We start from the raw sequence: 14,785 nt of genomic DNA, 5'->3' as shown, positions 1-14,785 counted from the left end.
ATATATTATTTTTGTATAATTAATCTAAACTAATATTAAGGAGTGTTTTTGTTGTTTGGATATGTGACTCCTCTTAAAGCAGAACTTAAAGTTAAGGATTTTACAAAATTTAGAAGTTATTACTGTGGATTATGTTTTCAACTTAAAAATAGTGCTGGAAACATACCTAGAGCAGTATTAAACTATGATATGACTTTTTTAGCAATACTTATAGATTCTTTATCAATAAAAGAACCTAATATTGAAATTAAGCGATGTATTGCTCATCCTACTGATAAAAAACCTGTAATTATAGAAAATGATGCATTGCATTATGCTGCAGCCATGAATTTAACACTTTTTTATCACAAAGTAAAAGATGATATTCAAGATGATAATAATATTAAAAGTAAGGTTATAGAAAGAATACTTTATCCTTATCAAAAAAAAATTAATAAATCTATAGATAATATAAATAAGATAATCAAGAAAAATCTTCTAATATTAACTGACTTAGAAAATAATAAAAACTTTTCATCTATAGATGAAATATCTCATCCATTTAGTGATATAGTTGGAAGTATTTTGAAAGAATATCCAAATGAGCTTATTGATGACTCTACTGAGTTAAGAAATAATCTTTATAGACTTGGATACACTTTAGGAAAGTGGATATATCTTATTGATGCATTAGACGATTTAAAAGATGATATATTAAATAAAAAATTTAATCCAATAAACTTTTTATTAAATAACAATAATCAATCCTATGATGATTTAATTCCTTTAATCCAAGAAAGATTAGAATTTACGATTTTAAACTGTTCATACAATTGTAAAGACCTACTTTCAAAACTACCTTTAAAAAGGAATGAAGATATACTTAAAAATATTTTAGAATTAGGTATGATGGATAAATATATTAGTATTTTAAATAATACAAGTGAAGATAAAAGGAGTGACTATAATAATGAATCCATATGAGGTACTAGGACTTAAACCAGGAGCAAGTCAAGAAGAAATAAAAAAGGCTTATAGAAGTCTTATTAAGCAATATCATCCAGATCAATATGGAGATAACCCCCTTAAAGATTTAGCAGAAGAAAAAATGAGAGAAATAAATTCAGCTTATGATGAATTAACAAAAAATCCAAATAACTCTTATCAAAATTCTAATTCACAAAACTATAATTCATCATATAATAATGGATCATCTAATGACAGTTATATGTTTTCAGAAGTAAGAAGACTTATTCAAATGGGTAATTTTCAAGAAGCAGAAAATAGACTAAATGGTATGTCTAACAGAAATGCTGAATGGAATTTTCTTTATGGAGTATTATTAACTAACAAAGGATGGTTTGATGGAGGCCTTAAACATATTCAAACTGCAGTAAATATGGACCCAAACAATTTTGAATATAGACAAACCCTAAACTCTCTTCATCAAAGAACTAGATCATATAGTAATAATTACTATAGAACAACTGGTGGGAATACAGCTAGCGCATGTGACTGTTGTATCAATCTTTGGTGTTTAGACTCAATTTGTGAATGTATGGGTGGAGATCTTATAGGGTGTTGCTAGCATCATAAATTATTAAATGGTGGTGTTTTAAATTATGAAATCAAAAGAAATTGCTCTAAGTGCTGTCTTAGTAGCACTCACTAGCATAATTTTATATTTAAATTTGTTAATTCCCATAAACACATTAAGCATCCTTACATTAGCTTCATTTATTATTCCAGTTGCAATGATAAGAGGTTCAATAAAAAGTGCTTTTTTAGTGTACATCGCCTCTACAATAATAGGTTTTTTCTTTTTACCAATTAATATAGTTCTATTATACGGAATATTCTTTGGAGTATATGGAATAGTAAAATGCTATATAGAAAAATTAAATAAGTTGTATTTAGAAATAATATTGAAATTATTATTTTTTAATGCTATTTTATTCATCTTGTTATTTTTGTTTAATACTTTTCTTTCAACAGAAATAATAAAACTACCATTATGGTTGGTATATGTTGTTTCACAACCTGCATTTTTAATATTTGATTATGCATTAACATTACTTATTTCATTTTATATGCAAAAAATACACAATAAAATTTAAAATAAAAAAGTAGACATATGTAAGTTTAATTACAAACTGAAGGTACGGATAGTATTAAACAAGGCTGATTTGAGTAAAATCAGCCTTGTTTATTTTAATCTATTAATGAAAATAACACTTCAAAAGCACCTTCAATTATTTCTCCTACAACAGATATTAATCTTTCTGTTGCTTTTCTCTTTTTAGAGCTTTCTACTTTTAATTTTTTAGATTCTTCAATATACTTATTTATAGTTTCAGTATCTGAATTATACACATATGCATCTTCATATGACTTAACTTCTCTATACAAGATAGTGTTTTCATAGTTATCCAAAATACCATCCCCCATCATTATTTGCCCTTACTCATTCTAATAAAATACCATTTAAATAAATTACAACACATATCAATTACTATATATTTTTTACTTAATACTAATATAAACCATAATACTACTAAATATAAAGAATATATTTATTTAATAAAAATATACGAAAAGTTTATAATTAAAAGAATTTATTTTGTTATTATCTCTTTTCCAAAAGGCATTAGAGCTAATTTGGCTAGTTTTAAAGATTGTTTAGCAAATGGTATTCCTATTATTGTTATGCACAAAAGGAAAGCACTTATTAAATTCGCTATACATAATTCTATACCACCAAATAATATCCAAAAAATATTTAAAACAATATTTACTCCACTATCATTTTTAGTAACTACTTCTTTCCCAAATGGAGCGAATTGCAAGCTAGCCAGCTTAAAACATTGCATTCCTACTGGAATTCCTACTATAGTAATACACCAAACTACTCCAGCAAAAAGCCAAGCTAAAGCATTAATAAATCCTCCAAAAATAATCCAAATTAAATTTCCTAAACATGACATTAAAAATTCCTCCTTTTTTAAAATTCCTAAATAACTATAGACTATAAGCTTAGTTGTCTTATAATTTATAGGTTTGAATTACACTTGTCCACTTTTAAGAACTTTAAGTAAGTATCTATAAAATTATCTAATAAATTGATTTATAGATACTTGCTCTCTTATTTAATTATTTCCTAACTGGACCAATGCACAATTTTCTATTGCTACTATTGAGTTTTCAATGCAATACTTTAATATTTCTTCACTTTCAGCACCAGGTTGTATTAAAACATTTTTTATTCCTAATTCATTAGCTTCTTTAATAAAACTTATTCCAAGCTTAGCATTTATACATAAGTCTATAGCGTCTATTTTATATGGTACTTCTTTTAAGCTAGTATATATTTGATTTCCTCCTTTGGTGTGAACACCACTAACAATATATCCTTTGCTTTTAAATTTATTTAATATTTTATAAGCATACTTAGACTCATTAGATACATCTCCTACAACTACCCAATTTTTTAATTTAATCATTTCATTTATATTCATAAATCTACCTCCTATATAGGTTATTTTTTTCATATGAACCTTTACAATATCATAACTTAATATATGATTAATATATCCATTTGCTAATTTTTAATTACTTTTTCTATTATATTATATTTAATTAATTGATTCTAGTTGTTGACTTATATTGTAATAAAATATATAATTGTGTATAAATTATATATTTACTGCTTTGAATAGGAGTAGTACTATTACTTTCAACCTTAAGAGAGCTGTTGATTGCTGCAAAACAGTGGTTGAATTATAGGAACTTGCCTAGGAGCTTACTTGTTAAAAGCAAGTACGGGAAACCCCGTTATAGATTTGAGTGAGAAAAATATTTATTTTTCTAATAAGAGTGGTACCGCGAATATGTCCTTCGTCTCTTAATTGAGATGAAGGGCTTTTTTTATATTATTTTTTATTTTTAAAGGAGGAATTATCGTGGCTAATTATGGAACTTCCGTTGATAAGAAATGGCAAGATAAATGGGAAGAAACAAATCTTTATAAATTTGACCCAAATAAAGAAGGAGAAAAACTTTATGTTTTAGAGATGTTCTCTTATCCTTCTGGTAGCCAATTACACGCTGGTCACTGGTTTAACTATGGACCTGTTGATTCATGGGCTAGACTTAAAAGAATGCAAGGATATAATGTATTTCAACCAATGGGATTTGATGCATTTGGACTTCCTGCTGAAAACTATGCAATAAAAACTGGAATTCATCCAAAGGATTCAACAGAAAAGAATATAGAAACTATGGAAAAACAACTAAGAGCTATGGGAGCTATGTTTAACTGGGATAATGAAATAATAACTTGTAATCCTGATTATTATAAATGGACTCAATGGGTATTTTTAAAACTATATGAAAAAGGTTTAGCTTACAGAAAAAAAGCTCCAGTGAACTGGTGCCCATCATGTAATACAGTTTTAGCTAATGAACAAGTTCTTGAAGGCGCTTGTGAAAGATGTTCGACTGAGGTAACAAAAAAAGATCTAACTCAATGGTTCTTAAAGATAACTGACTATGCTGATGAACTATTAGAAAAATTAGACACTTTAGATTGGCCTGAAAAAACTGTTGCAATGCAAAAACACTGGATTGGTAAATCTACTGGTGCAGAAGTTACATTTAAAGTTAAAGATTCTAATATTGAATTTGATGTATTTACTACAAGAGTTGACACACTAAACGGAGTTACTTATGTTGTATTAGCTCCTGAAAATTCATTAGTTGATGAACTTACTCTTCCAGAATACAAGGATACTGTTGAAAACTATAAAGATGAAGCTAAAAAGCAATCTGATATAGAAAGACAATCTTTATCAAGAGAAAAAACTGGAGTCTTTACAGGATCTTACGCTATAAATCCTATAAATGGAAAAGAAGTTCCTATTTGGATCGGAGATTATGTATTAGCAACTTATGGAACCGGTGCTGTAATGGCTGTTCCTGCTCATGATGAAAGGGATTATGCATTTGCTACAAGGTTTAACTTATCAATAGAAAGAGTAATAACTAGCAAAGATGGTACTAGTACTGATGCTGAACTACCTTATTGCGAATATGGTGTATTGCTTAATTCCGGAGAATTTGATGGATTAACTACTGAAGAAGCTAAAGAAAAAATAGTTGATAAATTATCTTCTATGAAGCTTGGAAGTGCTAAAGTCAATTATAGACTAAGAGACTGGTTGGTATCTAGACAAAGATATTGGGGTGCACCAATTCCTATGATTCACTGTGACCACTGTGGAACTGTTCCTGTACCTGAAAATCAATTACCTGTAGAACTTCCATATAATGTTGAGTTTACTCCAGATGGAAAATCACCACTAGCAAAATGTGATGAATTCATAAACACAACTTGTCCTAAATGTGGAAAACCAGCAAAAAGAGAAGCTGATACTTTAGATACATTTGTTTGTTCTTCTTGGTATCAATTAAGATATCCTGACAATAAAAACTCTGAAAAGGCTTTTGATAAAGATCTTATTAATAAAATACTTCCAGTAGATAAATATGTAGGCGGCCCAGAACACGCTTGTATGCATTTATTATATTCTAGATTTATAACTAAAGCTTTAAGAGATATGGGATATTTAGATTTTGATGAACCATTTAAGTCATTAACTCACCAAGGATTAATTCTTGGTCCAGACGGATTAAAAATGAGTAAATCAAAGGGGAATACAATTTCTCCAAATGACTATATATCTCAATATGGTTCAGATGTATTTAGAATGTATTTAATGTTTGGATTTGCTTATATCGAAGGTGGAGCTTGGAGTGATGATGGACTTAAATCTGTTGCTAGATTTGTAGATAGAATTGAAAGATACTTAGATATAGCTAGAGAAGCTATTGAAAAAGGTGAAAATAATAAGACTGCTATAGATAAAGCAGAAAAGGAATTAAACTTCTGGTTACACAATTCAATTAAGGGTGTTACTGAAGATGCTGAAAAACTTCAATTTAATACTGCAATTGCAAGAATGATGGAGTTTATAAATGCTTTCTCTAAATATCTTCAAGAAGATATTAAAAATTTAGATTTCTTAAAAAAGAGCTGCATAGATTTCTTAAAAATCCTTGCACCATTTGCACCTCACTTTGCTGAAGAGCAATGGAGTTTACTAGGTTTAGATTTCTCTATCTTTAACGAAGCTTGGCCAAAATATGATCCTAAAGCTTTAATTAAAGATGAAGTTGAAATAGCTATTCAAGTTAACGGTAAAATTAAAGCTAAGATAAATGTTTCAACTGATCTAGATGAAGAAGGAATTAAAGCTTCTTCATTAGAAAATGAAATGATAATTTCTGCTACTGAAGGTAAAACTATAGTTAAAGTTATAGTTATAAAGGGTAGACTTGTAAATATAGTTGTTAAATAACTTAAAGGGTAAAGTATTTAAAATACTTTACCCTAAATTTTTCTCTTTATTATATTTTTTTAATGTTATATAAACTAATACAGTTGCTACTAAAGTAATAATTAACCTTATAAAATTTTCTTCTATATTTATTAAATCATAGCTTATTAATGCTTCTAGTGCTATTGATGGAATCTTTCCAAAGAATGTTGCAATAACAAAAATAAATTTATTAACATTACTAATGGAAGCAGCTAATGTCACAAAACCTGATGGTATAAATGGAATTAATCGCCCTTCAAATATCAAAAAACCTATTCTATGACCTTTTCCTTCTATAATAGCCTTCAACAATTTATTTTTATCCTTCAATCCTTCTATCTTCTTTTTAAATCCTAGTCTATATAAAATAAAGCTCACATATCCTCCTATTGTTTCACCTATTAAAGAAACAATAAAACCTTCAAGTGGTCCAAAAAATGCTATATTAGCTCCTGTAATAAAAATTGATGGAACTACCCCAAGTAATGCTATAATTGTACTCATAAATATAGATATTATTATAGCAAAGTTACTATATTCACTAAATATACTTATTATATTATCTAAACTAAACATGATATTTATCCTTAACTATCATCTGTAATAAATTTATATATTTCCTATAACTATAACCATTATAATTTATAAATTATTAATACTAAGTTATTAATTTCTACTCTAGTACTTTTTTAAATTCTTCTAATATCTCGCTTACTAATTTTTCATCTAACTGTCTATAGTAGGGCAATAAATTTGAATCTTGAAAAGCAACAAATATTTTTTTACTCATTTCCATCCAAGTTTCTGGTATATATACCCAAACTATTTCTTCATATCTACAGCTTAATAAAAAATGTTCTACTCCCCAAAATATATATTCATTTATATTATGTATTTCATTAAATTTTATATAATCATCAACTACTTTTTTAGTTAACTTATATTCATATATATCAACATAGAAGAAATCAAAACTTTCCGTCTTCGCTTTATAAGCATCTTCATTTATTATTATTATCTTAGAGTTATTTTTGAAACTTAAATTATATAAATCTATAATATCTTTTTCCTTTTCGTAAACTACGACTTTTTCTACATCCTTCTTTTTAGCTAATTCTTGTACAACATATCCAAGTCCTAATCCAACTACTCCAACAATACCTTTTGCATATTTTATAAACATATATGAACTTTCTATTTCTAATGGTGAGACTTTCATCCAAATGTTATTAGGCCCATATAATTCTAAAAGACTTAAATTTAACTTTTCATGTTTATTATACATATATCCATCAATATAATCTTTTTCTTTGTCAGTACTTTTTATTTCAAAACTCCCAATCTTTCCTAAAGATATAGCGTTATTATATTCTTTTATTTTATCTATTATATATGTCTTATCATATGGCTTCAAAATAATACTTCCCTTCTGTATGAAACTTTACTATATTACACATACTATTTTATGTAAAGTTAAAATTTTATATTATAATACTTATATATTATTTTAATATATATACTCATAATGTTTCTATTAAATATTATATTGACAATAAATAGTAATGACAATAACTATTTATTAAAATTTACTATTTTTTATATTAAAAAACACTTGATATTTAAATGTACTGTGTTATACTAATGATATAAATTATCATTTAACAATAGAAGGTGAATAATATGGATAAAATATTAATAAGTGAAGAAGCATACAAAGAATTTAAAGGATTCTTAGACGAGAATGAAGTTGAAAACTATAGCATAAGAATTAACTTAGCTGGTTTTGGTTGTAGCGGTCCTGCTTTCAACATATCTGTTGATGAAGCAAAAGAAGGAGATGTTACTCAAAAAGTTAACGATATTACTTTTGTAGTAGAAGAAAAACTTGTTGATGAATTCGGAGGATTCAAATTACTTTCAACTGAAGAAAATGATGGTAGAGGCTTATCATTAAAACCAGTTATAGAAGTTGAAGGCGGATGCGGATCATGTGGTGGCGGATGCCACTAATCTAGTAATCTAATTGATTAGATTCTTAAAAAGTGTTATGCTTTAACATAAAAAAAGCTGTATTATTAATTTAATACAGCTTTTTTATTTAGCTTTACCAAGCTAATATTTCAGCACCATCTTCTGTTACTAACACGGTGTACTCCCACTGTGCTGAGTATCCACCATCCTCTGTTAAAACAGTCCACTCATCATCTTCATCTACAAAAACTTCATAAGTTCCTTCATTAATCATTGGTTCTATTGTAAACATCATTCCTGGAACAAGTATCATTCCTTCTCCTCTTTTACCATAATGACTTACAAAAGGATCTTCATGGAATTTTAATCCTACTCCGTGTCCTCCAAAAGCTCTTACTACCGAAAATCCATTAGCTTCTGCATGTTCTTGTATAACAGCTCCTATATCACCTAAGAATCCCCATGGCTTAACAGCTTCAAATCCTTTTTCTAAGCACTCCTTTGCAACTTTAACCAGCTTTGAATCCTTTTCTGTAACGTTACCTATCTTATACATTCTTGAAGCATCAGAATAATATCCATTATAAATAGTTGATACATCTACATTTACTATATCTCCATCTTGTAATACTTCATCATCACTAGGAATTCCGTGACATACAACATCATTGATAGAAACACAAACACTCTTAGGAAATCCCCCATAATTTAATGGTGCAGGTATTGCTCCACTATTTACTGTAAATTCATGAACTATCTTATTTATTTCTTCTGTTGTCATTCCTACCTTAATATTTTTCTCTACTAAATCTAATACTGCATTATTAATTTTAGCACTTTCTTTTATTCCTTCTATTTGCTCTGAATTTTTTATTAAATCCCTAGTTGGTACTTCAAATCCTTCAGATTTAAGTAGCTCTAATTTTTCATCAAATTCAATATGACACTTTTTGTACTTCTTTCCACTTCCACACCAACATTGATCATTTCTATTTAAATTCATATTAAACCTCCTAAAAATTTCATACTCATAATATATTCATTATTATCTATTATAACTATTTTATATGCTATTATTACACTCTAAGTGTACTTATAATTTAAATAAATTATATTAAATAATATTATTTATTATTATCTATAATATAACTATATCATACTTTTCTAATTATAGAGAAAAAATCAAATAAAAAAGTGAACATATATAAGTTTACTTTTTCCGTCGCTCTGCTCCAAGTCAACGCAAACTTACATATGTTCACTTCCAAACTAAAGGTAAGGAAAGTATAAAATAAATCTACTTTTCTAAATCAAATTGCTAAAATCCTTATATATTAACATTTTCAAAATTTTAGACTTTTATACTTTTCTAAAGAGTATTTTTAAAACTATCTTTTTATAGTAAATTCATAATTTAAGTACGGCTCAATTATAGAGTTCATCCCTTTTAGAATATCTATCCAATAATTTTTCTTTATTGTTTCTACTTCTTTATCTTCTTCTTTAATATTCCTAAAATTTTTATTGTTAAACTCTTTATAAAACTCATCTATTTGCTGAGACATATTACTCATAGCTAAAAAGTTATTTAAATTTTCTCCATCTAATACAAGTTTTTCATTATGATTATTCATTTGAATATTTAAATATTCAAATAATAAACTTTCAATTCTTGAATAAACCTCATTTGGTGTTTCCATTAAAGTTTTTGATTTTTTATTTATAGATATAATCTCTTCTTTTTTGTAATCTCCATACTTTGACCATAAATTTGTAAATGCTTTAGATATTGCACCGTAATTTTCATATAACGAAAGTAACTCTTCATTACTAATACTTTTTGCTTTTATACATTGATTTAATGTATTTAATGCACCTTCATTTCTGCTTCTTATTTCTTCAACACTTCTATATGTTTCTTTTCCTATTAATATTTTATAACGCGAATTCATCGCCGATGTGTAAACGTTTATAACTAAACTTGTAAGCAGTATAATTATTATAAAAAGAATACTATTATTTTTACTTATTTTATAAGACCTCATAACACACCCCCACAATTTTATATTATATCATAATTCATTATATAATTCTACTATTGATATACTTGTACAAACATTAAAAGGTAGCATACTAAATAGTAAGCTACCTAAAAATATCTTCCATGCTCTTGTTGATACTCTTTAATCATATCCAACCCAGTAGTACCACCCTCACCTTTTTCAGATCTTCCTTCTATTCTTTTTATCTCTCCATAAGCTCTAGATAAGGATAAATCTTCATCTCCAGTTAGGACCCAAATGGTATTTGAATTAAAAGGTCTAACTTCAAGTTCTTTTTCTCCAACACCATCAGTAAAATATATAAGAGCATGATTTCTTAGTTTGTTATCTCTTATATATTTAAATACAGGTGAAAATTTAGTAGATCCAACATTAGAAGTTCTTTTCTTTATATCATTTTTTGATTTTATTTCATAAACTCTTCTTATTTCATTGTCACATTCAATTACTGTAATTTTATTAATTCTTGTTTTTGTTATTTCTAATATCTCAATCATAATTTTATGAACTTCTTCTTCACTCATAGAAGCACTTATATCTATTGCAACTATAACTTCTGGAATACTATTGGGTAATGTACCTCTTATATCTAACCTTTCTGGTTGTCTTCTATTCCTTCTTGTTACTGTCTTCTTTTCTCCAGCTCTAAGAGATGGAATTATTTTTTTTAATGCTTCTTGCCATGATATTTCTGCCTTCTCCGTATAAGCTTTAATAATTGCTTCAATGTCCTTTGGTGCCTTCCCCTTAAAAGAACTTATAGCAACCTTCTTAGTCATGTCTTTTATAGAATCATAATTCAGGTTACTTTCTTCCCATACATCATGAGCTTTTGATATATCAATCATCTCTCCAATAGACCCATCATCTGATTTCACACTTGTTGACAACTTTGATTTTATTACTTTTTCTATTCTTTCTGCATATATTTCGATAGTGTTATCTTCCCTAAGTTCTAGGTTATATTCTTTATTTACTGTCTCTATTTTAAAACTATCCATTGGTAAACTTTTAATAAATTGATTAATAGAAATATCTAAAGCTAAATTTACAGCAGTAGTAGTATACTTATTCTTAAGCTCTCTTTCTCTTTGATGATGGCCATACATTATATGATATATTTCATGTTTAAAAAGTGCTTCCATCTCTTTTTTATCACACATTAGAAACAATATGGGATTAAAATACATCTTAAATCCTTCCATTTTAGGTATAGTAGCTAAAGGCCATGCTATATTAAATCTAACACTTCTTTCAATCTTCACTAAAAATTGTCCAAAGAAACTATCTTCACCTTCTAACATATCTATAACTACAGATTCTACTAATGAAAAGAACTCTCTTTCAAAGCTACTATTTAATCTACCAGTTTCTTTTATATCTAAAGCTTGTTTTAATAAATTATTTCGTTTATCTTCAAATAGCATATATAATCATTCCTTACTCAAAAATATTAAAGAATGCATCTAAGAATGTCTCTTCATTTAGCAAATCATTATATAACTCTTCAGTAGAATCACTCTTAGTTTCTTTCATTATTCCAAGTCTTAAATCCTTTGGATAGCAAGTTAGCAAGTCACCAAATAATTTTCTATTATTATCTGTATTATTTTCCTCTAAATACCTTAAAGAATTCTTAGCTAAAATATACAATCTTGAATGACTTTCTTTTCTTATTTCATCTTTTAATTCTATTGGTAAAATAATATATGAAAATAAATCTTCTGGTTTAATTAAAGGATTTTTTACAGATTTTATATAGTTTATAAAATCTGTTGCTATACTTACTCCTACATTACCTTTGACTACATTATAAAATATGTCAGTTGAATACTTATTATTGTTTTTAACATAAATATTATAAGCCTTAGCCACTCTCTCCCAGCTTCTTGGAGTTGACTTTATAGATTCCTTTGAATTTGGAGTGCTTAAATACTCAGGAAATGTTGATAAGAATTCAATTATATGGTCATGTATATTTCCATCATTACTCATAGCCCATTTAATCCACTCTTTAATATCAGAGCTTAACTCTACCCAAACGAATCTATCCTCTTGTGCTCTATCCATATCCACAACTTGATAATCACTATCTTCAAATCCATCATATTTATTAGATGGGTTCATAGCTGCTACTATTTTTACATTATCAGCTAATTTATATCCATTTATTTCTCTATTTAATATTAGATTCATAAGTTCTTGTTGTACTGCATGCTCACACCTGTTTAACTCATCAATGAATAATAGCACACCATTGTACTCATTATCTCTTATTGCTTCTTCTACTTCTATAAGTTTATAATGTGTGGCATATTTAGTTCTTCCATTTTCAACTAAAGGAAGCCCTCCAATTTCACCTTCTTTTAAAAGATTTGCATCTATATTTACTAAATGATAATTATCACTTTTACATATTTTTTTAACTAATGAAGTTTTACCTATCCCAGCTTCACCTATTATTAAAGGAACATTTCCTGATTCTAAAACCAAATCTATAGTACTTATAGCTTCTGAAAATTTCATATTATCACCTCTTGCTGCCTTATCTTGAAAGTTTATAATCAACTAATAAAATTTTAGCTTTTTTACTTCCATATTCTCTTATAAAATTAATCTTATCCATTTCTAAAATTTCAAGTTCTAAGAAGTCCTTAATATATTTTTCATCTATAAGATCTTCTTTTACCTTATCTATTACCACATTAACTACAAATTCTACATCTATAGAATCATATACGTACTTAACAATTTTTATATTATCTCCAATTAGTATTCTTAATTCATCTAAATTAAAATCAATATAGTTAATTGCTTCTTCATTCCCTTTAACAGCTTCTCTCCTAGCCTCTAAGCTTGGATTATTTATAAATTTTATAGCTGCCCAATATTTATTTATAGCCTCAAGTTGTACCTTTTCTGATGGATCTTTAATATATTTTATTGCATCATAATCTTTAGATACAGCTCTTAATTGCATTTCCTCACTAGGATTATTTATAAATTGAATTGCCCAACCTTTTGCATTAATAGCTTCAAATTTAACTTTTTCTGTAGGATTTTTAATGTATTTAAGGGAATTCCATAATAATCTTACTGCTAATATAGCATTTTCTTCATCTAAATTTTCTATATACTCAACTGCTAATGGATTATTTTTAATAGCAGCTTCTTTAATTTTGTAATTAGGATTTTCTATATACCTTATTGATAATCCATTTTTCTTAACAGCCTCAAGCATCAAATCTTCACTTGGATTTTCTATATGTCTTATATATAAAGGATTATCATATATTCTTTTTAAATCATTATTTTCCATTCTTTTTCCTTCCTTATCATTAAAGTTAATCTAAAAAATTAATAATTTCAAATTATGTATATTTCGTTATTAATTATATTATACTATATTTAATTAATAATTACTATTACTTGTAGTTAATAATTATTATTATTTATAAATAATAATAATTATGTTTTTAATATAAATCAAAAAAGGTAAAAGTATCCTAAAGAACTTTTACCTTTTAAAATCTTATTTATTTATTTATGCTCATGATCTCTTATGTGATTAATACAATAACATTTTTTACCTGAACATTTTGAGCAATATCTAAACTCCATATTAGAATCGTCATTTTCTGTAATTCCGCATACTACACATTTGTGTAATATCTCTCTTTCTTTTACTTGAGCTTTAAATTTTTGTTGCCTATGATAATTTTTAGCTCCATTTTTACTTCCAGTAATTATATCCTTAGCAAAGAATAGAATAAAATTAATAACAGGGATCACCACTAATACCATTTGTCCTAAAGATCCAGCAAAAACAAAGTTTATTCCAATTAATATCCAATTAAATATAGCTATATATTTTACTTTTACAGGAATTATAAAAAATAATAATATTTTGAAATTAGGATATATTTTTGCAAAAGCTAAGAACAAAGAAAGATTAACATAAGATCCTGTTGCTTTAACTCCTGTTAAAAAGGACACTAATACAGTTGCTAACATACCTACTAAGTAGTAAATATTAAATTTAAATCCTCCCCATTCTTGCTCAAGGCCTGAACCTGCTAAATAGTAAAAGTATAATGAAAAAACTAACCAAAAAACAGATTTACTTTGTGGTACAAATATAAATGTTATTAGCCTCCATACTTCTCCATTCATTACCTTTTGTGGATCCAATACAATATTGTTTATTAGATTAATATCACCACTCATCATATTTAATGCATATACGAAAGCATTTCCTATTACTATAATAAGCATCAAATTTCTTATATAAAAATTTCCGAACTTTTTTTCTAATTTATTTAATAAATTCATAAA

At 26.9% G+C, this 14,785-nt stretch carries 16 protein-coding genes and 1 other annotated feature; of the genes, 5 read left to right on the top strand and 11 right to left on the bottom strand.

The window, feature by feature from the left end; genetic code table 11:
* The first annotated feature begins 51 nt into the window (after window positions 1-51).
* Genes ACH36K_RS06840 through ACH36K_RS06830 form a run of 3 tightly spaced genes read left to right on the top strand, consistent with a single transcriptional unit; the run spans window position 52 to window position 2,096 of the window.
* Complete coding sequence (locus ACH36K_RS06840; RefSeq protein ID WP_411170200.1) at window positions 52-963, top strand: DUF5685 family protein; 912 nt, start codon at window positions 52-54, stop codon at window positions 961-963.
* Window positions 950-1,567 (top strand): J domain-containing protein, encoded by a 618-nt coding sequence (locus ACH36K_RS06835; protein ID WP_411170199.1) that lies wholly within the window; start codon window positions 950-952, stop codon window positions 1,565-1,567. The genes ACH36K_RS06840 and ACH36K_RS06835 overlap by 14 nt, the downstream gene beginning before the upstream one ends.
* Before the next feature lie 34 nt (window positions 1,568-1,601).
* Window positions 1,602-2,096 (top strand): hypothetical protein, encoded by a 495-nt coding sequence (locus ACH36K_RS06830; protein WP_411170198.1) that lies wholly within the window; start codon window positions 1,602-1,604, stop codon window positions 2,094-2,096.
* Window positions 2,097-2,190: 94 nt separating this feature from the next.
* Here ACH36K_RS06830 and ACH36K_RS06825 read toward each other — a convergent pair whose 3' ends face one another.
* The 3 genes from ACH36K_RS06825 to ACH36K_RS06815 all read right to left on the bottom strand — a co-directional run bounded on the left by ACH36K_RS06825 (window position 2,191) and on the right by ACH36K_RS06815 (window position 3,494).
* On the bottom strand, window positions 2,191-2,412 hold the full coding sequence (locus ACH36K_RS06825; protein ID WP_411170197.1) for a hypothetical protein: 222 nt from the start codon (window positions 2,410-2,412) through the stop codon (window positions 2,191-2,193).
* 182 nt (window positions 2,413-2,594) lie between these two features.
* Window positions 2,595-2,963, bottom strand: a complete 369-nt coding sequence (locus tag ACH36K_RS06820) for a YccF domain-containing protein (protein WP_411170196.1) — start codon at window positions 2,961-2,963, stop codon at window positions 2,595-2,597.
* Between the two features lie 162 nt (window positions 2,964-3,125).
* Window positions 3,126-3,494 (bottom strand): CoA-binding protein, encoded by a 369-nt coding sequence (locus tag ACH36K_RS06815; protein ID WP_411170195.1) that lies wholly within the window; start codon window positions 3,492-3,494, stop codon window positions 3,126-3,128.
* Between the two features lie 184 nt (window positions 3,495-3,678).
* Window positions 3,679-3,884: a binding site (T-box leader), on the top strand.
* A 54-nt stretch (window positions 3,885-3,938) separates the two neighbouring features.
* Between ACH36K_RS06815 and leuS the strand changes: the two genes are divergently transcribed.
* The gene (gene leuS / locus ACH36K_RS06810; RefSeq protein ID WP_411170194.1) at window positions 3,939-6,395 is read left to right on the top strand and encodes a leucine--tRNA ligase; all 2,457 of its coding nucleotides are present in this window, start codon (window positions 3,939-3,941) and stop codon (window positions 6,393-6,395) included.
* A 27-nt stretch (window positions 6,396-6,422) separates the two neighbouring features.
* Here the strand turns inward: leuS and ACH36K_RS06805 are convergent, their stop codons facing one another.
* A complete protein-coding gene (locus ACH36K_RS06805) occupies window positions 6,423-6,992 on the bottom strand; it encodes a TVP38/TMEM64 family protein (protein ID WP_411170193.1) in 570 nt (189 codons plus the stop codon).
* Window positions 6,993-7,089: 97 nt separating this feature from the next.
* The gene (locus ACH36K_RS06800; RefSeq protein ID WP_411170192.1) at window positions 7,090-7,830 is read right to left on the bottom strand and encodes an rRNA adenine N-6-methyltransferase family protein; all 741 of its coding nucleotides are present in this window, start codon (window positions 7,828-7,830) and stop codon (window positions 7,090-7,092) included.
* 266 nt (window positions 7,831-8,096) lie between these two features.
* Between ACH36K_RS06800 and ACH36K_RS06795 the strand changes: the two genes are divergently transcribed.
* Window positions 8,097-8,426, top strand: a complete 330-nt coding sequence (locus tag ACH36K_RS06795; protein ID WP_322545946.1) for a HesB-like protein — start codon at window positions 8,097-8,099, stop codon at window positions 8,424-8,426.
* Window positions 8,427-8,520: 94 nt separating this feature from the next.
* Here the strand turns inward: ACH36K_RS06795 and ACH36K_RS06790 are convergent, their stop codons facing one another.
* The 6 genes from ACH36K_RS06790 to ACH36K_RS06765 all read right to left on the bottom strand — a co-directional run bounded on the left by ACH36K_RS06790 (window position 8,521) and on the right by ACH36K_RS06765 (window position 14,782).
* Complete coding sequence (locus tag ACH36K_RS06790) at window positions 8,521-9,390, bottom strand: methionyl aminopeptidase (RefSeq protein ID WP_411170191.1); 870 nt, start codon at window positions 9,388-9,390, stop codon at window positions 8,521-8,523.
* Between the two features lie 385 nt (window positions 9,391-9,775).
* Entirely contained in the window at window positions 9,776-10,339 is a 564-nt protein-coding gene (locus tag ACH36K_RS06785; protein WP_411170190.1) for a hypothetical protein, read from the bottom strand.
* 197 nt (window positions 10,340-10,536) lie between these two features.
* The gene (locus ACH36K_RS06780; protein WP_411170189.1) at window positions 10,537-11,877 is read right to left on the bottom strand and encodes a VWA-like domain-containing protein; all 1,341 of its coding nucleotides are present in this window, start codon (window positions 11,875-11,877) and stop codon (window positions 10,537-10,539) included.
* Window positions 11,878-11,890: 13 nt separating this feature from the next.
* A complete protein-coding gene (locus ACH36K_RS06775; protein WP_411170188.1) occupies window positions 11,891-12,976 on the bottom strand; it encodes an AAA family ATPase in 1,086 nt (361 codons plus the stop codon).
* 19 nt (window positions 12,977-12,995) lie between these two features.
* Entirely contained in the window at window positions 12,996-13,769 is a 774-nt protein-coding gene (locus tag ACH36K_RS06770; RefSeq protein ID WP_411170187.1) for a hypothetical protein, read from the bottom strand.
* A gap of 221 nt (window positions 13,770-13,990) precedes the next feature.
* Window positions 13,991-14,782, bottom strand: a complete 792-nt coding sequence (locus ACH36K_RS06765; protein ID WP_411170186.1) for a rhomboid family intramembrane serine protease — start codon at window positions 14,780-14,782, stop codon at window positions 13,991-13,993.
* Window positions 14,783-14,785: the final 3 nt, after the last annotated feature.

Source organism: Clostridium sp. MB05, assembly GCF_046581255.1.
Taxonomy (GTDB): domain Bacteria; phylum Bacillota; class Clostridia; order Clostridiales; family Clostridiaceae; genus Clostridium.
The sequence above is the reverse complement of the archived record's forward strand: the minus strand, read 5'-3'. Positions and strand labels throughout refer to the sequence as shown.

Coding starts and splice junctions, on each gene's coding strand:
- ACH36K_RS06835 (WP_411170199.1), top strand. CDS start 950: ATGAATCCATATGAGGTACTAGGACTTAAACCAGGAGCAAGTCAAGAA.
- ACH36K_RS06830 (WP_411170198.1), top strand. CDS start 1,602: ATGAAATCAAAAGAAATTGCTCTAAGTGCTGTCTTAGTAGCACTCACT.
- ACH36K_RS06820 (WP_411170196.1), bottom strand. CDS start 2,963: ATGTCATGTTTAGGAAATTTAATTTGGATTATTTTTGGAGGATTTATT.
- ACH36K_RS06815 (WP_411170195.1), bottom strand. CDS start 3,494: ATGAATATAAATGAAATGATTAAATTAAAAAATTGGGTAGTTGTAGGA.
- ACH36K_RS06805 (WP_411170193.1), bottom strand. CDS start 6,992: ATGTTTAGTTTAGATAATATAATAAGTATATTTAGTGAATATAGTAAC.
- ACH36K_RS06795 (WP_322545946.1), top strand. CDS start 8,097: ATGGATAAAATATTAATAAGTGAAGAAGCATACAAAGAATTTAAAGGA.
- ACH36K_RS06790 (WP_411170191.1), bottom strand. CDS start 9,390: ATGAATTTAAATAGAAATGATCAATGTTGGTGTGGAAGTGGAAAGAAG.
- ACH36K_RS06785 (WP_411170190.1), bottom strand. CDS start 10,339: ATGAATTCGCGTTATAAAATATTAATAGGAAAAGAAACATATAGAAGT.
- ACH36K_RS06780 (WP_411170189.1), bottom strand. CDS start 11,877: ATGCTATTTGAAGATAAACGAAATAATTTATTAAAACAAGCTTTAGAT.
- ACH36K_RS06775 (WP_411170188.1), bottom strand. CDS start 12,976: ATGAAATTTTCAGAAGCTATAAGTACTATAGATTTGGTTTTAGAATCA.
- ACH36K_RS06770 (WP_411170187.1), bottom strand. CDS start 13,769: ATGGAAAATAATGATTTAAAAAGAATATATGATAATCCTTTATATATA.
- ACH36K_RS06765 (WP_411170186.1), bottom strand. CDS start 14,782: ATGAATTTATTAAATAAATTAGAAAAAAAGTTCGGAAATTTTTATATA.